The 22,296-nt window shown below is 28.7% G+C and carries 19 protein-coding genes; 1 reads left to right on the top strand and 18 read right to left on the bottom strand.

Features of this window, described 5'->3' with window-relative positions:
* Positions 1 to 14: 14 nt before the first annotated feature.
* The gene (locus tag B5S50_RS07605) at positions 15 to 749 is read right to left on the bottom strand and encodes a hypothetical protein (protein WP_217303497.1); all 735 of its coding nucleotides are present in this window, start codon (positions 747 to 749) and stop codon (positions 15 to 17) included.
* The gene (locus tag B5S50_RS07610; RefSeq protein WP_217303498.1) at positions 742 to 1,434 is read right to left on the bottom strand and encodes a class I SAM-dependent methyltransferase; all 693 of its coding nucleotides are present in this window, start codon (positions 1,432 to 1,434) and stop codon (positions 742 to 744) included. The genes B5S50_RS07605 and B5S50_RS07610 overlap by 8 nt, the downstream gene beginning before the upstream one ends.
* 246 nt (positions 1,435 to 1,680) lie before the next feature.
* On the opposite strand from B5S50_RS07610, the gene B5S50_RS07615 reads away from it, so the two are divergent.
* Complete coding sequence (locus tag B5S50_RS07615) at positions 1,681 to 2,874, top strand: HEPN domain-containing protein (protein ID WP_217303499.1); 1,194 nt, start codon at positions 1,681 to 1,683, stop codon at positions 2,872 to 2,874.
* Between the two features lie 240 nt (positions 2,875 to 3,114).
* On the opposite strand, the gene B5S50_RS07620 is transcribed toward B5S50_RS07615, so the two are convergent.
* The 16 genes from B5S50_RS07620 to B5S50_RS07695 all read right to left on the bottom strand — a co-directional run bounded on the left by B5S50_RS07620 (position 3,115) and on the right by B5S50_RS07695 (position 22,072).
* Entirely contained in the window at positions 3,115 to 3,894 is a 780-nt protein-coding gene (locus B5S50_RS07620) for a hypothetical protein (protein WP_217303500.1), read from the bottom strand.
* Positions 3,887 to 5,026, bottom strand: a complete 1,140-nt coding sequence (locus B5S50_RS07625; protein WP_217303501.1) for an ATP/GTP-binding protein — start codon at positions 5,024 to 5,026, stop codon at positions 3,887 to 3,889. Before B5S50_RS07625 ends, B5S50_RS07620 begins: the two co-directional genes overlap by 8 nt.
* Before the next feature lie 910 nt (positions 5,027 to 5,936).
* On the bottom strand, positions 5,937 to 6,845 hold the full coding sequence (locus B5S50_RS07630; protein ID WP_217303502.1) for a hypothetical protein: 909 nt from the start codon (positions 6,843 to 6,845) through the stop codon (positions 5,937 to 5,939).
* A complete protein-coding gene (locus B5S50_RS07635) occupies positions 6,842 to 8,677 on the bottom strand; it encodes a HEPN domain-containing protein (protein ID WP_217303503.1) in 1,836 nt (611 codons plus the stop codon). The genes B5S50_RS07630 and B5S50_RS07635 overlap by 4 nt, the downstream gene beginning before the upstream one ends.
* A gap of 1,362 nt (positions 8,678 to 10,039) precedes the next feature.
* The gene (locus B5S50_RS07640; protein WP_217303504.1) at positions 10,040 to 10,846 is read right to left on the bottom strand and encodes a hypothetical protein; all 807 of its coding nucleotides are present in this window, start codon (positions 10,844 to 10,846) and stop codon (positions 10,040 to 10,042) included.
* Entirely contained in the window at positions 10,830 to 11,651 is an 822-nt protein-coding gene (locus B5S50_RS07645; RefSeq protein WP_217303505.1) for an ImmA/IrrE family metallo-endopeptidase, read from the bottom strand. Before B5S50_RS07645 ends, B5S50_RS07640 begins: the two co-directional genes overlap by 17 nt.
* Positions 11,651 to 12,028, bottom strand: a complete 378-nt coding sequence (locus tag B5S50_RS07650) for a helix-turn-helix domain-containing protein (protein ID WP_217303506.1) — start codon at positions 12,026 to 12,028, stop codon at positions 11,651 to 11,653. Before B5S50_RS07650 ends, B5S50_RS07645 begins: the two co-directional genes overlap by 1 nt.
* Positions 12,029 to 12,301: 273 nt before the next feature.
* A complete protein-coding gene (locus tag B5S50_RS07655; RefSeq protein ID WP_217303507.1) occupies positions 12,302 to 16,864 on the bottom strand; it encodes a hypothetical protein in 4,563 nt (1,520 codons plus the stop codon).
* Positions 16,865 to 17,314: 450 nt separating this feature from the next.
* The gene (locus tag B5S50_RS07660) at positions 17,315 to 17,995 is read right to left on the bottom strand and encodes an N-acetylmuramoyl-L-alanine amidase (RefSeq protein WP_217303508.1); all 681 of its coding nucleotides are present in this window, start codon (positions 17,993 to 17,995) and stop codon (positions 17,315 to 17,317) included.
* Positions 17,996 to 18,047: 52 nt separating this feature from the next.
* The gene (locus B5S50_RS07665) at positions 18,048 to 18,287 is read right to left on the bottom strand and encodes a DUF2922 domain-containing protein (RefSeq protein ID WP_065079093.1); all 240 of its coding nucleotides are present in this window, start codon (positions 18,285 to 18,287) and stop codon (positions 18,048 to 18,050) included.
* A gap of 34 nt (positions 18,288 to 18,321) precedes the next feature.
* On the bottom strand, positions 18,322 to 18,546 hold the full coding sequence (locus B5S50_RS07670) for a DUF1659 domain-containing protein (protein ID WP_217303509.1): 225 nt from the start codon (positions 18,544 to 18,546) through the stop codon (positions 18,322 to 18,324).
* A gap of 83 nt (positions 18,547 to 18,629) precedes the next feature.
* Positions 18,630 to 18,794 (bottom strand): YvrJ family protein, encoded by a 165-nt coding sequence (locus tag B5S50_RS07675; protein ID WP_023162382.1) that lies wholly within the window; start codon positions 18,792 to 18,794, stop codon positions 18,630 to 18,632.
* Positions 18,795 to 18,831: 37 nt separating this feature from the next.
* Positions 18,832 to 19,368, bottom strand: a complete 537-nt coding sequence (locus B5S50_RS07680) for an RNA polymerase sigma factor (protein WP_217303510.1) — start codon at positions 19,366 to 19,368, stop codon at positions 18,832 to 18,834.
* A gap of 492 nt (positions 19,369 to 19,860) precedes the next feature.
* A protein-coding gene (locus B5S50_RS07685; protein WP_243121154.1) for an IS3 family transposase occupies positions 19,861 to 21,026 on the bottom strand; the annotation gives its coding sequence in 2 pieces (ribosomal slippage) (positions 19,861 to 20,768 and positions 20,768 to 21,026; 1,167 coding nt in all).
* Positions 21,027 to 21,076: 50 nt separating this feature from the next.
* Positions 21,077 to 21,370, bottom strand: coding sequence for a hypothetical protein (locus tag B5S50_RS07690; RefSeq protein WP_217303511.1), 294 nt, complete (start codon positions 21,368 to 21,370; stop codon positions 21,077 to 21,079).
* Positions 21,371 to 21,472: 102 nt separating this feature from the next.
* Positions 21,473 to 22,072 carry a hypothetical protein gene (locus tag B5S50_RS07695; RefSeq protein WP_217303512.1) on the bottom strand — a complete coding sequence of 200 codons (600 nt, stop codon included), beginning with the start codon at positions 22,070 to 22,072 and terminating at the stop codon, positions 21,473 to 21,475.
* Positions 22,073 to 22,296 lie beyond the last annotated feature (224 nt).

Raw genomic sequence — 22,296 nt, forward strand, 5'->3', positions numbered from 1 at the left:
CTTTCATTTTCCACTTATTTAATACAACGTATATTATTAATATCTAATAGAGATGATTCATAATATATTTTCTCATAAGAATCACAAAGCAACTTACATAATTTTTTATTTTTGTTTCTATATTCTATGCCATAGCTGTCTTCCCTGCTAAATCCATAAGATTTATAATCTACTAAAATTCTGCACTGTTCTACACTATCAAAATCCAACAAAAATGCTGATGCAGTTAAAGGGACATCGTGAATTTTTAATTCTAAATTATGATGATATTCAACCGGCACTTGTTCATATAAATCTGCTATTTTTTTTATTGAAGTTCTAACTCTTGTTTTAACCTCATCCTTTGAAATTCCTAAAAACTCTGAGCTTGATGTAAGTACTACATCATTATTAGGATTAATAAAAACAATAATTACCTTCTTATTGCGTAATATCATATACTTTATAGTTTCCGTTATATCACCAATTTCAGTTCCATGTGATAACCAAAAACCTACATACATTACTTTACATTCAGCTTTCTTTATATAATCTGATGGAGAACCATGATCCTTGTGTTCAGAATATACTTTCCTACATGAAAACAAATTAACTATCCCTGAGTTTACACAATCAATAATTAATCTACATGCTATTTTTATTCCAGGAAACCCCTTGGCACCTTTATAAAATATAATAGCAAATCCACAAATTATAGTAGCAATTATTGATGAAATTACCCCTAATATAAATGGTACTATATTATTCAATGCCTTTTAGCCTCCCTGCGTAAACAATATAACGTCCCCAATTTTTTTTAAAGATACTTACTATTCTATCCATAATCGTTATGTATTTAAAATCTCCTATTCCCATATCAATGTTTATTGAAATTGTTTCAAAACCCAATGATTTTAAAAAAGTATCTAAATCTAATAACTTCCAATTTTTTTGATATCCATATTTCCAAATTTTAAGCCGCTCTTTTATTTTTCTATGCATGTACATAAATGAATGTTTATTAGAAGATGTCAAATACAAAAAACCTCCCTTTTTTAAAATTCGTGTAATCTCATTAAAGCACAAATCATAATTTTCAATATGCTCTATTAAGCCAAAACAAACAACTAAATCAGCAGAATTATTTTCTAAATTTAGCTTAGTAGCATTATTTACCATAAATGTGATTGGCTTATTTTTGAAATTATTTTTTGCTAAATTAATAGCTTCAGATGAAAAATCAATTCCTATAATTTCCGTTGAGCCTGACATTTCATATATCTTATTAGATATATATCCTCCACCACATCCTAAATCAATAATTGACCAATCTTTTTTTATGGGAATAGTTTTAAATAATTCTTCACATTTTTTATTAGCTTTTTCTTCTCTTAATTTAGGCAAAGAATACGAATCATTTTTCCATATACTATTCCATATCTTTTCTAATCCCATAACTTACTTTTCTCCCTTTATATTTACCAATTTCATTATTTGTCAGAAATTTTTACTATACCAACCAATTACATTAATATTTTACCACATTATTACTCATTCTTATATATAATGGTTAAAATACCATATCAGTCACTTTCTTAATAAATATTGCAGGAATTATAAAATTTATGTAGAAAGTAATATATTACATATCATTTATATGCTGAAATAGTAATTTCAATATATACAAATAAGGGGGTAACTATGAATTTCGTATTAACTAAATATATATATCCTATTGAAAATAAAATCCTATTATCAAATAAATTAAATCTATATTTAGATAATCCAACAACTAATGAAGAAATAGAATTTGTACAAAAATATATAAAAAACTCTAATGAATCAGGAGATCATTTAGGATTTCCTCCTAGTAATAAAAATGTTAGCTCAAATGAGTTTATTACTATTGAAGGTGTCTTAAAAAAATTCTTTAAACTTTATAAGGAAGATAAAAATATAAAAAATTTCTATAGTAAAAATGATATCTCTAATGTGTATGAATTTATCGCTAAGATGTCTGTCATTGTTCGTTTTGATGATAATGGTGAACTTGAGAAAATAAAACAAGAGAATCAACTAATGAAGGATCGTGGAATTCCAGGTATTGTATTATTAGAAAACAATAATCCAATAATAAAAAATATTAATTTATTAACGGACTATAGTTATTTGTTATCTTTGTTAATTAATACTGAAAATGATTCATATTACGGAAATACGTTTTTGTTTGAAACTAATAACAATTATTTAGATTCTAATTTCACTAAATATTTTAACCAAGTTCTTACTTGGTTTATAGTTACAGGTCCTTCAATACCTAATGAAAATGACAAAGATTCCTTATGGAAGCTCTATCCATACATAATCAAAACAATAAAAAAGTACGTAAGTATTTTAGATGACGCTTTTGCTGATGATGGCAAATTTAAAAAGTTAATGTTTATGGGAAATATTTTAAAAAGCATCAGTGACATAACACAGGATAGTAGATTAAAAATTATAACATTAGTAAGTATAATTGAAATGCTTTTGACCCATAACCCAGATTTTAGCAGGTTTAATGTAGAAGATTCAATTAGTAAGCAATTCCAGTTAAAGGCCAGTATAGTAATTTACTTAAATGATAAATCTCAAAATATTTATAAGCTAAAAGAAAAATTAAAATTGTTCTATTCTCTTAGATCAAACATTGCTCATGGTAACTTTGAATCAATGGATAAACTATTGAAGAAAGTATATGATATGTATAAAGATCAAATTAATACAATTGATTCTAAAAATAATTATGAGGTTTACTATTCAATAATTATTGGCGAATTATATTACTTTATCAAAATAATTATAATTGAATATTTAAAAGATGATAGTTTTATAGACTTCTTAAAGGAATCCTAAAACCTATAATTATGCTACAACTCAAAGAGTACACTTTGGTTAAATCATGATTAGTCTTATAATAGGCTCGGATTCCATCGCATGGAAGCTTTGGACAAGCACTTTCTTTTTCACTTAGTTAACACCTCAATAATCACCTAAAGTAAGACATTTTATATATATCTCTCAGCTCTACAGCGTTCAAAACAAAGGCTAGTCCAAAGACAAATTATATGAATTTCTATATATTACTTTAACAAATCATTCATCTTCTAGTACTATCAATCCTAAATCAAGAAGGGCTATGCATAATAAACTCAGCAATTTGTATTTTTTAGTTTGAGCATAGTACTTCTCCTCATAGTTGTATATCTCTAAATTAACATCTCTAAAATTATCCAAATCATAATTTTCGATTCCTATACTTTTTATTGCTTTATCCATTTCATTAACAGCTAATGCAACAGTATCCTTGTTTATTTTCTGATAACCAATACTTCTTTCATGCAAATATTTTTTTAGATCCGCACCTTTTTCTATTTCTATACTAAATGCATCTTTTATATAGTTTGAAGCGGTAAAACTTTCAATTGATGGATAGCTCAGCAGGAGTAACCCCTGTCTGTCATATTCATCATTGCTTTCCCTTGAATTATTAAGCTTATTCATTAAATCACTGATAAGTGTCTTATTCGTATTGGAATAATTATCTCTATCAAAAATATAAAATATAGCAGCTTTATCGACCGGAAAATTATACTCATCAATAAGCCTTTCAAATAAGTTATCCAGGTAGCCGTTGGCATCCTCTATATCCTTAATATTTGATTCTTCCGTATTAATGACAAATATGGAGGACAGCGGATTATCTTTTTTATTATATGGCCTATACCTATCTAACCTATCCAATTTTTCATACTGGTAATCAAATATATTAGTAAATATTTTATGCAATATTTTTATTTCTGTTTTAATACCCTCTACAATAAACAATACTTTTCCAATTCGTTTGTTGTTATCAGCAAAAACTATTTTACTCATTTTCGTATACCGGCTTTCCGCCAAAAACTCCGCTCGTATACATTTTTTCTATGTTCTGTGCTTCTCTTGGCCTTTCATCAGAAAACCTATTTATAAAACTTCCATCGTTTCCTCTAAATTCAACTGCATATTCCTGATCCGGTCTAAAGATAGTATTTGATAATAAGTTAGTTGAATGTGAAACTATAAATATCTGAGCCTTACTTGACTTTTCCATGAAATATCTAACAAGAAGTTCTTCTAAATCATTATGAAATGCACTGCTAAATTCATCTATAATTAGCATACCTCCATTTTTTATAACATGGAAAAATGCTGGCAGCATATTTAAAAGATTTTTATTGCCTAATGACTCCATCACAAATGGAATTGGTTCTCCAATATCATCTCTTTTAAAGAAAATGCTTTTGTTTCCTTCTGTATTTATAGAAATTAAGCTTCCCGTACTTTCCTTTGAATACTCTATTAATTGGCCGAAATTATATTTTTTAAAGAAACTATTAATATCCTCTACCCCATTATTGTCTAGGTACTCCTTTAAATCCAGGTTATTGTTTGACGGATTTATTCCTCTCCTTAGAAATGCATCGAGAAAAACTGAATTTATCAAATAGTTAAACCATTCTTTTAAAACAGGATAATTGTTAAACTTTGTATTAAAATATATGGATCTTAAAAGTAAGGATTTTTTATCAAGATCATCAAATACTTCATTATCTGTAATATATGATTTTGCACTTTCTCCAATCCTGTTTAGCATAATTTTATTATTCACGAGTAAAGTCTCAACCATAATTTTTTTTCCTGTATCATATTCAATGTTGTAATTAATAACGTTATCTCCAAATTGAAACTCATAGTGAAGCTTTATATTGTCACTTTTTGAAAATAAACATTTATATAAACCAATATCAATTATTTTTTCTGCAAATAGTAACTCTAGTAAAAGCTTAATAGATAGTATTATGTTAGTTTTGCCTGAGGCATTAGCTCCTACAAATATTCCACCTTTTAGTATTCCATCATCTGAAACATTCCTTTTTTTAAGAATTCTATAATTAGTGCTTGTAAAATCTACCGTTGTTAAATGTTTAAAAGATTTAAAGTTTTCTATTTCTATTTTGCTTAACATTCTTATCACCCTCTCCTATTTATATTATATCCAAATTTCAAAGAAAGTGTATATTTTTTACGTCTATTTTTATTTGTTGTGTAATTTTTTTACGCTTATTGTGTGTGTAAAAGTTATAACCTATAAGCTGAAGCACTGGCCAAGCTTTAACTCTTTCCTCACTCAGACAAAAAGCTTGGCCAGTGCCTTTAATTTTAATGGGATGCTCCGCCCCAAACCCAGGAAGTAATGCTCCTATGTCTTATAATAGGCTCGGATTTCCTCGCTAGGAAGCTTTGGACTATCACTTTCTTTTTCGCTTAGCTTACTACTGCATCAATAGTCACTTAAAGTAAAACATCTATTATATGTAGGACTTATCCCTACAGTGCTCAAAACAAAGACTTGTCCAAAGGCAATTTATAAATTATTTCATCTAGCACTTTAAATAAGCGGCGCAGTGCTTCTTCATCTTTACAAAATAATTTTTTATATTTTCATGAAATCAATACCTGCGTATGAATTTCAAATACATTATTATAATCTTGTTTCGCTATCACCTGAAAAATTTATTACTACACGTACAGATACTTTATATATACCTTTAATTTATCCATATGTTTTAAAATAATAAACCGCCGTATTTTTTAATCCAGAACCATCACTTTTTTAGTCCTCGTCAGCCTTATGATAGATAAATTTCCAAATAAAAATAAAAGGAAGGCTTCCTGCGGATAAAGTGCTTCCTTAATAATTCATAAAAGTTCCTGTTTTAACTGTACTGCTGATGTATTCCTCTGGGGTCCTACCTACGCACAAAGTATTTAATTAAATTGGATTTTCAATGCACGATTGGCGCCTTTGACAAGCCCAGGGCTAGTCCACCTTATACATGCCCTTTACAGAGCAGGCATAAGGACGGCTTGAAAAATTACGGCAAGACATCATCATTTGGATACAGGATTCCACCAACATTCAGTTTAGTGTTAATTCCAAATGCTAATTTTCTTTTATTAACAAGGCCAAATTGTTGTTTCCCAGTTATATTAAATGTAATAATAGATCCACGCCAATTTATTATATTTAACATTTCAGGTTTAAGATCAATTATATAAGATATTATTCTGTTTTTTCCATTAGCCTTATATTTTATAATATCTTTTTCATTAATATCTAGTATAAGCCCCAAATGAGATTCAAAAATAATTTGTTTTATAACTTCTACGATTGATATAAATATTTCCATAAAATACAAAGATTTTTCATCACATTTACTACATTTTAATTTCTTTATTAATTTTCTATGTTCTCTGGAAAATGGAATTGAATTTAACTTTGTTCGCTCTTTCTCGTACTCTTCTAGTGTTTCCATGAAATTTATATTTCTATAATAACTAAATACTGTTTTCGTTATTCCAGTTTTCTGAAATGAAATATATAAATCTGTTAAGGCTCTTTTCAACTTTGGCGGTGTATTAATATTAGAAAATGAATTTGGTATTGATAATTGAAACAGTTTGTTTGTTACATCATCAAGTGCATTTCCCATTTGAATACATAAGTCACAAAATTCTTTGATTTGATTACAATTTATTATTTCCTTAACTTGACTTTTTAATGCTCCAGGCAACTGCTGATTATCATTATTGAACCTTATAACTTCCAAAGCACTAGGAAAAGAATAATAATTTTTCATTGGAGGTCTCATTTGATTAAATGTATCCCAAGCTTCCTTTGAGACATACGAATCAACCTTCTTGAAGATTTCAAATAGCTTTTTTCCTTCTTCTGCTTTATTTAACATCTTTCCAGTTCTGTAACATTCTTGAGCAACATTCATTTCACTTCACCTCTTAAATGATATAACTTATGAAATACTAATTTACAAATTATATTATTAACTTTACATATTTCTACCTCTGAAAGATTAGTACTATTACGTCCATGTACTATGTCATTTCTTATTTTTCTAGCCTTCTTTAACAAGCCTATTTCTTTTGTATCAACAGGAATTTGCAATCTTTCTATCATGTTAGTTAACTTTACAAATAATGGTGCATCTGATAAACATAATGATAACTTTTCCTTTAATTTTCCAACCTTATATTCCTTATCATCTTCTTGGTATGATCTATGAAATGATTCAATAGCACCCTGAACTATTAATTTAATATATTTTTTAGCTACTATTGGAGTAGACTTTTCTTCAGATACTAAAAATTCCAAAGCAATAATTGCATATATTATTTTGTCCTCTTGATTATTTGAATCCCAACTTCTGCGTATCCATTTAAGTGCAGTAAATAATGGTTGTAAAATCTTACTCTTATTATCTAAATAATTTATAAATAATTCTTCAAACCATTCACTTTCATCAATCATTTTAACCAAATTATTATCTACTGTTAAAAAAAATGGTTTCATTAAACGTTCAGTGTCACAAGTAATACTCTCTCCAGTTGTAATATTTTTTATAAATACCAAAGTTGATAATTTTATCTTAGGAGTTAAATTATCGACATTCCAATTTACTATCTTATTTTGAGTTGAATAATTTGTAAAAAAACTATCATCTCTAACAATACTCATTAAACAATCTAATGAACTCATTATTTGTCCTTTTCCAGTTATATAGGCATCGTAAATATTTGTATTTTCTATATGTATTTCAGCAAAAGAACAATTTTCAAATTTAGATGTTTTTTCATAATTCAACTCTTTCTTTATACTAGAAATATATTCGTTATTGTTATCATTTGAGTAAAACATTATATTTCCAAAACCTAATGGTTCAGATGAAATATTTAAATTAAAAACAGGTATAACAATTGTGTAGATACTTTTAAATGAATCATTAAATCCCTCTATTTTAATATTTTCCTTAGCCATACCTGCACTTCTACAAATAAAATAAAATACACTTAATGGTGTAGCTCTATTAGCAGAAAAAAATTTGCTTTTAGATTTTTTCATTTTGTATATTCTACCACAAGTCATTTCAATGACAATCATGCTGTCTTTCATTTTAATTGTTGTAATTTCCCCTGCATATTTGTGCTCAAATCCATCTCCAACATTTGCATATACCTTTAACTCATCTAAAAGATGTATATATTTAAAACTGTTGTAATCTATAAAACGTTTGCTTATATAAAATTCAATATAATCATTACTACCCTTTGAACCTATGAAAGAAAACTTATCCGGTTTTATTCTGATGTTATCCTGAAACCCAATCTCTATATTTAAGGTACACTGTTGCATATCTCCATGATTCATTAAGACAAATATTTTCTCAGTTACTTTGCAAAGTACATTACCTTCAGGAATACTTTTACCTTTTTTATCCTTTAAAATGTCTTGTGCATATTGAATATCAGTTGCAGTAAGACCTTCTTTCTCTAAATCTTTATTATCATATTTATTTAATGTTGATAATATATTGCAAGCTTGTTCATTATTAATTGGTCTAATTTGCTTATCTATATATGAATAGCCTGCTAGCAAGTATTTATTAGATTCTTTATTCAATGGCTTAATAATTACAGCAGTATAATCATTCTTTAAGCTATTATGAACTATAATTTGATAAGCAATAACTGAAGTTACAAAATCATCAAATGGTAAGGTTACAGCTTGGCAAATTGAAGCTAAGTTAAAAAAATCAGACATAAAGATTCACCTTCAAACTATTTTTATTAATTGAATTTTATCTAAAAAGTATATTAATATTTCATAAACTTTAAATATTCAAGTTATTATTGAATTTATTTCTAGATAAATATTTATTTTTTGACTTTCTATTATAAGCATATTTCACTTTATCTATATAACAAAAATGTATATCCTAATTATATCATATAAATCCATATTATTACCTACACTTACAAAATAAGCATTATTCTATACAAATACAAAGATAATTTATCTAGGGTGGACTTGCCTTGTAATGCCGGCCATATAAGCAATTTCTACATAATACTCATATTTTGGCCGGGTATTAGAAGCATGTCCACCCTTTCACCTGTATACTATAAATTGTTTAGAAATATTTTAAAGAGTTATTTAACGCTTAATGCATATGAAGACCTGTGAAAACTCCCCCGAACGCTTGTTTATTTTGCTAAACAATAGATTTGACGACTGTATCAAGCTTGTGACCCTAAAGAATTTACCTAAGGCTCTGCTGCAAGCTTGTACTTTCGTTAAATCTCCCTTTGTTTAGCGAAGTAGCACAAGCGAAAGACCCCAGAGGAATACCACGAAGGGGTGGACCTGCCTTGCTGCGAAACTTTATATGGACATGTCTTTTTAATGCTTGTATATGAAATGTTTCTGCAGGAAGCATGTCTCACCCCTCTGCACTCTGCCGGGTACCCAAATAAAGGACTAGTTAAAATCGTGTATTTCTTTGCTTTTAGAAGGTCCGGATAAAGGAGGAACTTATAAAAGCTTAGAAATACTAGATAGGAACCTGTTCTTTTTTGGGTGGCAGTTAAAGTGCCCTGATATATAGGATATGAACTATACGCATCAATAACTATATTCTTATTAGATCCAATCTCCTTTATAACCTGAAATACATATTCAATTAAATAATTTTAATACAATAGAATTTATTTTATGATACCTATCTGCCATACTAATGTTACATTGATATAAGTATACGAGCAGAGTTAACTAATAGACTTGTATATTTGCCTTTGGACTAGCCTTTGTTTTGAGTACTGCAAAGCTAAGCACTATTTATACATATGAAATATCTTACTTTTGTTGATTATTGATGCAGCAAATAAGATAAAAAGAAAGTGCTTGTCCAAAGCTTCCTTGCGACTGAAAAGGAGCCTATTATAAGACTTCGAAGAACCGCTGCCTGGGTTTGGGGCGGAACATCCCATTAAATTTGATTTCTATGGAACAGCTTTAATTCTGAGTATGCGAAGAGGTAAAGTTAGTCCATAGATTCATAAATTTAAAGCAAATTATTTTGTACTCTCAACAAAAATAAGCACCAGCTTTAACCAGTACTTATTTTTAATGTACTAATTTCATATTACCATCTTTAAGTAAAACAAGCTTTCCTGCATATAACAGGTCAATTATATCCTCTCCACTTTTTTTAATCATATTGCTTTTATTATCACATATCTTGAAACTAAGCTCATGAAATTTATTTATATATGCAGCAGCCTTTTCCTTAGCTAAAGAATCTCTAAGAATATAGAAAATTCCTAATACACTAAGAGCTTTTAAACTATGATACTCTCCACTATATCCAATAACCATACACCTTCTAGCTCTTCTATCATCAGATACAAAAACATTCACCTGTGCATTATTAACCACATATAAAATGGCTGACATTAGAGCTGTTTTCAATTCTCCTAAATTTGAAGGAACTCTATTATTTTTACAATCCTCTAATATTCTATCTTCGATAACTTTAAGTTTAATTAAAAACTCATCTATATCCAAATTTTTAAAATCTAGTTTTTCTAATTCCACATAATAATCATTATAATACCTTGTATTAAATATGCTGCAGCAAACTTTCAAATTGCTTAAAAATGTTCTGTATGGCATCGTATAACTTTCTTTAAGCATCTCTATCAGGTCTTTATCAGATAACACCTTTATAGTTTCTTTTTCTATTAACATGTTTAGCAATTTTTTTGATTCTTCTGGCCATGCAACTTCGTTTCGTATATGAGCATGAATATAATAGGAGCCTTCCAATGTTAAGAATTTTTCCAGTAAAGATTCTCCTTCTAAAGTTATAGAAGATTTTATTATAGAGTCTGTGTCCAAAACAGTTGTACCAAGCTTAATCAATTTTTTCACCAAGCTCTCTATAAATATCGTCAATATCTCTTGTAATATATTTAATGTCATCTTCAGCTTTCATAATTGGAACTAATTCCTCCGAATTATTATCTATTATTAATGCTTTCAAATTGTCATATCTAATATCATTTGTTCTCTTTTGCCACCTTACAGCTATTTCATACTTATTTATTTCATATAATATTCCTTCATTTTCATCCCTATCTGGAATTTCTAGCAGTTCATCCGCTTTTTTCATATCTATAAATTCTATTTCAAACAAACGTAAAACAATAGTTTTATAAGGTACAGCAAAAACATCCATAAGCTTTATGATATCTAAGATACTTAATTTTTTCTTATCAATCTTTAATAATTCAACTTGCTTTTTTAAAGAATTAGTTGGAACCAACAATAATGCTGCAAAAAGATTTGCCTTTTCTTCAATGTCTTTTCCTAAATCTATACTCTTCACTAGATGACTGTAACATTTATCTAACTGTTCTTTATTATATTTCAAATGATATAATTCATGAGCTGCCGTAAATATTTGTTTTTCTAGTGGAAGATAGGTGTTTATATACATGAAAATTTGTCCCTTATAATTACATACAAACCCGCATATTTCATTGTCTCTAATTGGATACATTAATAATTTTAGTTCAGGACAGTAATTCATAATAACACTGAATATATCATCTTGCATAATCATTCTATCCCCGGTACCAAAATATCTAGTTAAAAATGAAATAGACCCATCTTCCAATTCTTCATAAGTATTCTTACTTCTATTAAAAATACTTTTACTAATTAACTCATGCATTAATCATCCCACTCTTCCTGAAGTATTCCCTTTTTCTCTTGAATTTCACTATGAAATAGAATCATATCCATAATATTTTGTGCATGCATTAGTCCGCATTTAGCTTCTTTGCTATTAACTTCTCCCATAAAAAGCTTTATAGGCTCCATTTGCTCTTCATTTAAGATGTCTTCATCTGTAAGTTTTTCCATAGGTACAGATAAAGCTTCACATATCGCTTTTATTTCATTTATTGAAATGTTCCTTCTTCCATGAATTATCTTATTTAAAGTTTGTTTTGAAACATTTAATTTTTCCGCTAATTGGGTTTGTTTTATATCTTTTTCATTTAAAATTTTTAAAATATTTCTTCCTATTATTTCATTCGTACTTAACATAAACATCCCTCCTCTTCTTATCTATATTATATTCAATTTGATTAACTTTAGTCAACAAAATAGATACTTTTAAATGATATTTTCATTAAAAAGTATCTATTTTGTTTAATTATTATATATAAGATACTGTAATATACTCTTGTTTTAGATAAAAGTTACTTTGTTTCAAGTAGATTGAAGGTATTACAAATAACATGTTTATTACTAAAAAGAAAATTGATATTTACAATATTGTAAATATCAATTTAATAGTACTAATTATTTATTACACCTTTACCTATCTAGCATCTGCTGGCTCAACACTCTAGCCGAACCAACTCGTTTTTCGAACATTAGATCCCAAATATCTAGGCACTGTTGTGAAATACTCTTCAGTTTTTCATCTGATAATTGAGATGTCTCATCATATAAGCCTATGATAAGTTTAGACAATTCATCATCTATTCTCCAATAATCGCCTGAGTTTCCTACATGATTTTCAATTAAAGCATAACTCATAGATAAAATAATATCTTTATAATCAATAATTGATTTAGCATTTTCTTCTAAATAATGTACAAAAGCATAAATTATTCTTCTGCTCATATTAGATTCCATTATTTCAATTAAAAAATCTTTATCTCTTTCTAATTCGACTAAATTATTATAAAAAATTTGGGATATTGGAAATTCCAAATCAAATTTACTAAATGTAAATTTTTTAATAATGCTTTTTACTAAATCATTGTATCCTTCTTTATTGAAATAAAGTAATGCCATTTCCAGAATACTTTTTACCTGAGTTTCATTCATATTTTCAACATCAAATATTTCATCTTGAAATTCATCATTTTGAATATACATTTCAGTCAAACTACAAGCTCCAACTTTTATCAGATCTTTATCATCTGAAAAGTAACACTGTAATATAATTTTTAAAATGCGTTCTCTAAATTTAGGATACATAAGAAAAAACAACTGTTTTGAGCCATGATATCCAGCAATTCTATAATCTCTTTCAAACGTATAAAGAATTTTTTCAGCTGCCCGATCTCTATCTATATTATATATTGGAACTAATGCAAACAAATTTGCTAGCCTAACTGCTGGATTTATGTCATCACATAATTTTGATACTGTATCTTTAAACTTAACATATAGTTCTTTATTACTCCATAACAACTTTCCAATAGCCATAGCTGCAGTACCTCTTACACAATTAAAAGCATTACTTTGGAGCATGTAAAAAGATTTCATCTCCTTATCTTCGGAAGATGTTACATTAGGTTTTTCATTATTTGGATTGGAATGATTAATAGCAATATCATTCAATATGTCAATTATATTTTGAGACCAGTGAGTATCTTCTTTTTTCTCAATAATATCACATATATAACTAGCCCTAAATGAATCATAATTATAACGATATTTCAAAATCATTTTTTCCAGCAAGTTTATTGGGACCTCGTTCAAACGATTACTAAATGCTACTCCTGTAAATAATGAATCAATATAAACTTCACTCATATCTTTATCACAACTCAATAGCAATTTAATAAATCTTTCAGGATCATAAGAAACGGCTTCCCGAAAACTTGTAGAAAACTCTTCAATAGAATTTTCAATAAATCCACCTTCTACTTTACTCCAATGTGAACAATTCTTTTTCTTCAATTTGTTATTAGTTAGTACTTGTAACCATTGATGATTTCCTAATTTTTTCCCCGCTATAGGTGACCTAACCCATCCACTATGGCAATCAAAATGAGTATACATATTTTGTATATTTCCCGATCGTCGATTAAGTACTCTTAATAATTCTTTTGATTTTTGGGAGATTCTATTCAGAGGTAAACATGGCAAGAATGACATTTGCATATCACCCCAGAAACTCCAATACACTCTATCTCCATTTTTATTATTTTTATTGTACTCTATTCGTCTTCTGTACCATTCCTTTGCTCTAGGATCGACATAAGAAACAATTGCATTTTGAAGTACTAAAAATACATTTTTACTACAGTATACTGTATGTTTTCTTAATACCTCTTTAACTAAAGCAAGTTCATCTTTATTGCCACTTGTCTTATCAAAAATATTTTCATTTAAATTAGTAGCAACATAGCTCACAACCATATCACTAAACTCACCTGGGAGTTTCACTAGTGCAGTTAATATTATTTCGTTAAATACCACATAAGCTTTACCCATAAATTCTTTATATCGTTCTATAAAAATTCCTGGATTCTTATTAATTAATGCAGTATTCGCTTTTTTTATTATCTCAACACATGCTCTTTCTAACCCACTGTTATGAGTATATCTTGCATCCCATCCTGAATAAACATTATAATATTCCTTTTCTCGTGGTATGTATGGCAGTAATTTATCTAAAACTATTTTGCTGTCTTTTACTAATATATTGCTATTTTCATCTATTAATTTTTCTTCATAATTATAAATATTTCTACTACTATTTTTAATCTTATACTTTAATAATAGCTCAAAAATTCTAATAGATCTTAAATCACAATTTTCAAACATTTCTTTAAAATTAATATAAGATCCTGCCATCTCTGGATAATGCTCATAAAATTCCATTCTCAATTCAAACATCTCATTAGTATCTTCTTGTATATTAAAACTAAAACACCTGAATAATTTTTCATCGTTTTCTTTAGAGATAAATGTATATTTCTTAATAAATTCCACATCATTATTACTATATTGTGGATGTAAACTTATCATTAAATTAATTGCAACATTTTTTTTCGTCTCATCCTGCATCCACTTATCTAAAACTCCACTTTTAAGCAGCAATTCTACAAAAATTGGATGCCCATTAATTACATTATCAACAATATGATTTGCAAATTCATCTTTTTCTAAGTATTTCATAATAAAACTTTTTATACTTGAATTTATTGATATACTCTGTCCCAATACTTCTAAAAATACATACTTAACATAAAATCTAACATTAGATGATTCTAACATTTGCTCTCCAACATTAACAAAGTTATCAGGATAACACTCTTCAATATTTTGAAGCAACATTTGAATCTGATACCTTTTTCCAGGTGTTTGGGTTTCTTTAGATCCAATAATACTTATAATATTTTCACCATTATCGTATTTATGCAGCATCTTTTCTACCAAAAAATAGTCTAAAATACTTTGATGAGCAAAGGAAACATTGTTATTAATCACTGTTATAAAACCATTAGATGCTAAATACTTTAAGCTTCTTCGTGTAACATTCAATAATTTATAATTAGTATACATCATTCCACATCTATCAAGCCTATCAACAATTTCTTTTTTTGCTTTTTGAACATTTTGCTCATCTATTTCACTTTGTCCACATTTTTCTAATAATTGATTCCACCATTCACAAATTAACTCATTAGCCGTAGAAAATTCATCATAAGCTTTTTTTCTATCTAACTGTTTCCAAATGTAAAGACTACTTGGAATTCTTAATACATGTTTTAATTTTTTTGATAGCCTATTATAGTCTTTCCCAATAACACTTTTAACAGTATTTTCATCAAACTCTTTAACCAATATCTTTAACCATCCTACAGACTTCTCTTCTTCACTGTTTTCCTTGAAAAGTAACTTAATATTGTTATCATTTTCAAGATCATATGTCCTACACACTAAAACAATTGATATTTTTTTATTCCGTTCTAAATTAAGATTTGCTACTTGCTTTATTATTTCTGAACATATACTTAATGCATCTCTTGAATGTGCTTGTGTCCATCTCAGCGCATCTAATTGATCAAGTATTATTACTGCATTTTCATTTTTAGAAATGCTATGTAAAGAGTGTGCTATTGAAGCTGGCAATCCTAAATCTTTTCCCCACTTTTCAGCACTTCCATTAGGTATCCTCATATCTAACTTTACAGCTATATATGGAATTCCATTACTTTCACAAAATGACACAATTGCCTGAGTACAACCACTTTTGCCACTTCCTGCTTTTCCATGAATAATAATTGATTTTCCCTCTAATATTTTGTCATTACATAATTTAAACTCACTTCTAGATATTAGCTTTCCGTTGATTGGTATAAACGTTTTTTTGTATTCATCATTTAATTCTTCAATTCTTGAAGCTACCTTTGTATCTAAAGCAATATCCCTAAATAAGACCTTATTTTCCCTTAGGTACCCACGCAAATAACTATTAGTAATATTTCTACCTAAAATTTCACCTTCAGTTACTAAATTTTCTAGACATTTGTATATATTATCCTTATCTCCAATAAATAAATACTGTATTTTATCTAAAACTATCTCCTTTTGAAACGAATCTGGCACCTGATGATAAGACGTTCTTGATAAGTAATTAATTATTTTACATAAGTCCATATTAACTTCAGGATTTAAATTCAATTCACTACAATAACCATTAAAAAATTTAATAAACTCTGGACTGGATTTTTTAATTTGATAATTTAAAAAATCTTGTGGAACATTATTTGTGTTTTTGGCACGCTTAATTAAGTCTTCCAACATTTGGCATGACAAAGGCGATACTAATGATACCTTATTGCTAATACACCTATCTAACTGCTTTTTCCAATTTTTAATTATATTTCTTGACTTTAATGAACTGATATCCCATTCTTCTTTACTAGCATTTCTACCTTTACATTGCTGTCCTTCGCAACTACCATCCTGAAATGTAACCCATATATCAATTCCTTTTTCATCTTCACCTATTGGTTCCAATTCTACACTAACCAACTTTTCTTCTATAACCCTTAGCATCTGATATATAACCCATCTTCTTTCATAGGTATTTCCTAATTTGTCAGCACGTCCACCGCTTTCATATGGCATATCTAAATGACTCCCCTCACTAAACTATAATTAGATTGTATGTAATCTAACTACAGCTATTTTTGTATATAAAATACAGCTGAACATAAGTTAACCAATCATATGTTTTTTTAGTATTTAAGCATATACTTAATCATTAAATATCTATTACTACATATAGTTTACACCTTTTTTACATATTTTTTAAAATAAGCTAATATTAATTTATATTACATTTAATAATTAATACATTATTAAATAATATTTTTTAAGCCAAAGACTACACAAGTTTTATAATACTTAAAGTTTGAAAAGCTTCTGTTCCTTACTCTTATATATTGTTATTCACATACAAATCAAACTTTTAACTAAACTCTTATTATAGATACACCATATGCGATTTTGATTTTACAGTATAAAGAAGGTTGGCATCATTTTTATGATACCAACCTTCTTTATACTGGTATTAATTTATCCAAACAGCTTATTCCACGTATTAACTCCAACAATACCATCAACTGCAAGCCCACTGTCTCTCTGAAAATTCTTAACAGCCTCCAGGGTACCCCCTCCAAAGAATCCATCAGCACCGCATCTTCCAACACTGTAACCTCTGCTCATAAGCTTTTCCTGAACAGCTTTTACATTACTATCATCCAAACCAGGATTCATCTTTATAAGATACCCTGGATAAACTAACCTGCCACTGCTTCCTGAAGCCTCATTTCTTATTCTGTCCAGCGGAAAATTCTCTCCAGGACAATCCGTAGAATAAAGTTTCCTATGTCCATATACTTTACTTATTCCATATTTACTTAACATGGAGCGGGTTAATTCTAATAATGCACTGTACTGTGTTTGTCCCATAACCTCAACATTGAAATCACCTTCAGCACATATTCCTATGGATCTGGAATTATATTCAGGACAGTGGGCACCTACAGCCTTTTCATTTCTTCCCATATATATAGTACCATCTTTTCTCACAAGATAGTGATAACCGCAGCCGCACCATCCATTTTCAAGATGCCACCTGTGGATATACTCTATGCTGCACACTTTTGCACCTGCATGATGGAGCACGACTACTTCTGGATTATTGCCCCAGGTTAAAGTGCTCCTGAAGCTTAAATTAGAATTTACTATGTTCAAAATACCACCCCCTAAATTTAAAGGCCCTGCACACCTGCAGGACCTTTATGCTCTATTTCATTTCAAATTCTTTTGAGTCTGTTGTTACAACCTTAGCATCCTTCTTGCCAACCAATGCACCGTTTTTAGTAACAAATATTTTCTTTGCAATTATAAGATCCATGAGAGATGCGACCTGTTCCTGGGTAACTGAAGGCTGTCCATTTGCATCTTCTTTTACGTTGTCCACACTCAGGGAAAAATATTTGCCTTCCTCCTCGGTAGTAAACCTCATATTAAGTCTGTTTGCCATTTAAACTCCTCCTTTCCTAATTTTTGCCCACTCACTAGGCGTTAGTAATTACGCTGTTGTCCACTTTTTGAATCTCATTTACAGGGTAGGCAAGTATATCTCCTACAGCCTTTACTACATCATATACATCCTGGTCTGCTGCATCCATGGCGATTTTACCTAGTGTAACTTTCTTAAGTATGTCTTTACCCTGTTCATTGATCCCTGTCTTTTCTACAATAGAAAGCGTACTTGAAAGCTTTGTTGAGTTTGCTGCCATAACAATTCGCCCCTTTCTTTAACTTTTACTTATATATATGCCTTTCTTAAAATTAGTGCAGAAAAAAAGAAATAGGCTTTTACCTATTTCTTTTCCTGGTTTTTTATAACGGCTGATATATCCTCTCTTAAGTCTTCAATAGATTTGACTAAAAGGTCAATCTTATTTTCAAACCTTATAAGCAAATATATACTAACTGCTATTGGGAACCCTACGGTGCTGATTAAACTAACCAGCTGGTCATACATAAATATCACCCTCCCCCTGCCATTATAAATATATATGCTATTTCAGATATTTTTTCAGTTTATTTAGGGCAGATTTTTTTATTTCTATAGCATGTCTATATTTTATGTTAAGTATTTCAGCGGTTTCCTTAAGTGTCCTGCCTTCCATGTACACGGATTTAATTATTTTTATCTCTATAGCTTGAAGTTTGCAAAGTGCAAGTTTTATCTTTTCTGCCTGATCAAATGCAATAATTTCATCTTCAATGGTAAAGTCATAGGGCTGAATTGACAGCACCCCTTCATCCTGTATTTCTCTAAAGTGTTTTATCTGGCCTTTTAAAAGGGCATTGAAGTTATTTACTATGGAATTTGTACAGTAAGTTGTAAAAGATCCTTTTCCTATTTTGTAGAGTTTTACTGCTTTTATTACAGAGAGGTATCCATGCTGCACTAGATCTTCAAAGTCATAGGAAGGAATATTGTATTTGCATGCTTTTTTTATTATGAAGCAGCTAAATTTTGCAATGATAGGATCCATGGAGTTTTTGTCGCCGGATTTGGCTTTCTTAACAAGCTCTTCTATGGTAACCACCGCCTTTTTATTTGATTATACAGGTAAAAGGACAGTGGCTGTCCATTTTTTGACATAATGGAAAATATTAATTTTTAAATTCTACCATTAAATAATAATATCCGGTATTTTCTCTGTCTTGAATTTAGTTTTTCATCAAGATATCCAAGTGCAACAGTCCCAACAAGTTCTTACGGCATCCAATATTTTATTAAGAATGTCTGTTGGTATTTCTTTAGATTTATGATCTCGTATACTCCTTCTATTGTAAATTGCTTCTATGCTCATTTATTTTACCTTGTTGAATTGGAATTTAGTTAAATACAATCTCGTTTCTCGCTTAAGATAAAAATATTTTATAGATTTCATATTACATTCGTTTAGTATTTACTGTTTTTATATATCTCATCTATTTCTTCATACTTATTTAATGGGTATGGAATTGACCTTTCCCCAATAAAATAGACATCTTAAACTCGTAATATCTCTTTATTTCGTAGATTATCATAATTTTTATGCTGCTTTTGATTTTTTATTTGAATTGTTATAATATTTTTCAGGCGTTACATAACCATTAGAAGCATGTATTCTTTGCCTATTATAAAATATCTCAACATATTCAAATACAGCAGCACGAGCTTCTTCACGTGTTTTAAAGTGATTCCCATAAAGCCATTCACATTTCATTTTACCCCAGAATGATTCCATAGGAGCATTATCCCAGCAGTTACCTTTACGAGACATACTGCATATAAATCCATACTTATTTATTAAATTTTGGTAATCATTTGAGCAATATTGTGACCCTCTGTCCGAATGTAGAATAACACCAGTTGGTCTTCCTGCACGTTGATATGCGTCATTTAATGCGTTGATTACTAATTCTTTTGTCATTCTTTCATTCATAGATAAACCAACTATTTTTTGTCCACACAAATCCATTACTGCTGCTATATAAAGCCATCCTTCATTTGTCCACAGATATGTAATATCACTGACCATTTTTTCATTAGGTTTATCCACAGTAAAATCTCGATTAAGAATATTTTTTGCTACTGGAAGTTTATGATTTGAATTAGTAGTAGCCTTAAATTTCTTTGAAACCCTTGATTTTATGCCATTCTGATTCATGATACGTTCTACTCTTTTATGATTAATAGGTTTATCATTTTTCATATTTACTATTTTAGTAATTTTAACAGAACCGAATACATTTCTATTTTCTTTGTGGATTGTTTGAATTTGTTCTAATAACTGTTTATTTTCCTTTGATCTTTGACTTTCAGGTCTTTTATCCCATGCATAGTAACTGCTTCTTGACACGCTTAAAACCTTGCACAGCTTCGCTATTCTATATTTATGGCAACTAGCCTTGATAAACTCAAACCTCTTTATTTTAGGTTCTTGGCGAAGTAGGCTGCCGCTTTTTTTAATATTTCATTTTCTTCTTTAAGATCTCTAATTTCTTTTTCTAATCTTCTTAATTTCTCATCTTCAGGCTTAAGATGTCCACTGCCAGGAAAAGGTGTATCAGGTGATTCTCTATACTTCTTTACCCATCCATGCATTGTTGTTGGTCTTACTCCTAATTCTGTTGCTATCTTATTTAATGATTCTCCAGATTTCTCTAATCTTTTTATTGCTTCAATTTTAAATTCTGCACTATATTGTTTTTTCATAACCCTACCATTCCTTTCACTTTTAATATAACACGAGTTCCTCGTGTCTATCAAAGTGGGTAAGGGTCACTATTTTCTAAAAAACTATCCATTACCTCATAAAATTTTTTATCATCAATACCAACGCTTTTTACTTGTATAAATATTTTATTATTTTTATTAGCAACACTTATATCATCATCACCTTCACATTGGATAGAAAACTTCTTAAATTCAATTCCAAAATTAAATATATCAGGATTATTTAATTGTTCAACAGCATATACCGCTGCTAGGGAATCTTGATTTGATATTTTTGAGTTTATTTGTCCACCTGACTTTTTTTTAGAAAAATAATCTCCCACTATATTTCACCTCTAAAAATTACTATTTATATAAATAAATCTTAAATTCACACTATTGACTAAGCAAAATTTATATATTAAACCAACTATTTTTTTAAAGTTTTAATCTACCTTTAAATATTTAATTTTAGATTTTTGTTCAACAATGATTTTAAAATTATTCCTTTTATCAATTCGTTTAATTTTATCATTTACCACATTATAGTTTTTATTTTCAGTTACAATTATTAATATACGATACGGTATACGATTTGTATTTTCCGAATAACAATTAGTTTGATTAATAATCTTTTCAATCACTTTATTAATCCATCTATCATTAATATTTTCTTTTATATACTTAACCTCAAATATGTAATCTTTTTTAAAAAGATATTTGCTAGTAGCAATAATATCGTATTCAAAAGCTCCAATTTTAACATTTTGTACTACTTCATGTGTATCTCCAAATTGATTATTAATCCTTGTGAATAATTTCTTTTCTATCTCCATATATTCGTATACCGTACTACTTTTGCTATTTCCAAGAATCCTTTTATCGTTGCTTATTTCTTCTTCAATTTTATTTCTCTTTTCTTCTGTAGAAATGCCAATTTCATTTTTTAACTTTTCATTTTCTAAAATAGATTTTAAGTCTACTTGCCTTTGAGCTTTTCTCCATCCATAAATTCCAAATGCTATTAGTGCTAGTCCTATTGTCATTGCAAATCCCGCTATTATATAATACTTTTGACTATTAATGAGATCTAAAAATAATTTTTGCTTAATATTAATAATTTCTTGTGATATTTGTGTTAACTTAGCAAATTCCTCTTTACTAATAAGCAGATCAATATTCTTATTAAATAATAAATAACTCAACTTTCGCACATAAAAATTAAGGGGAAAGCCTTGAGAATAAACACATAAAGCAAAGAAACATTCCT

It is taken from the genome of Clostridium sp. 001 (genome assembly GCF_019056555.1).
GTDB lineage: Bacteria > Bacillota > Clostridia > Clostridiales > Clostridiaceae > Clostridium_B > Clostridium_B ragsdalei.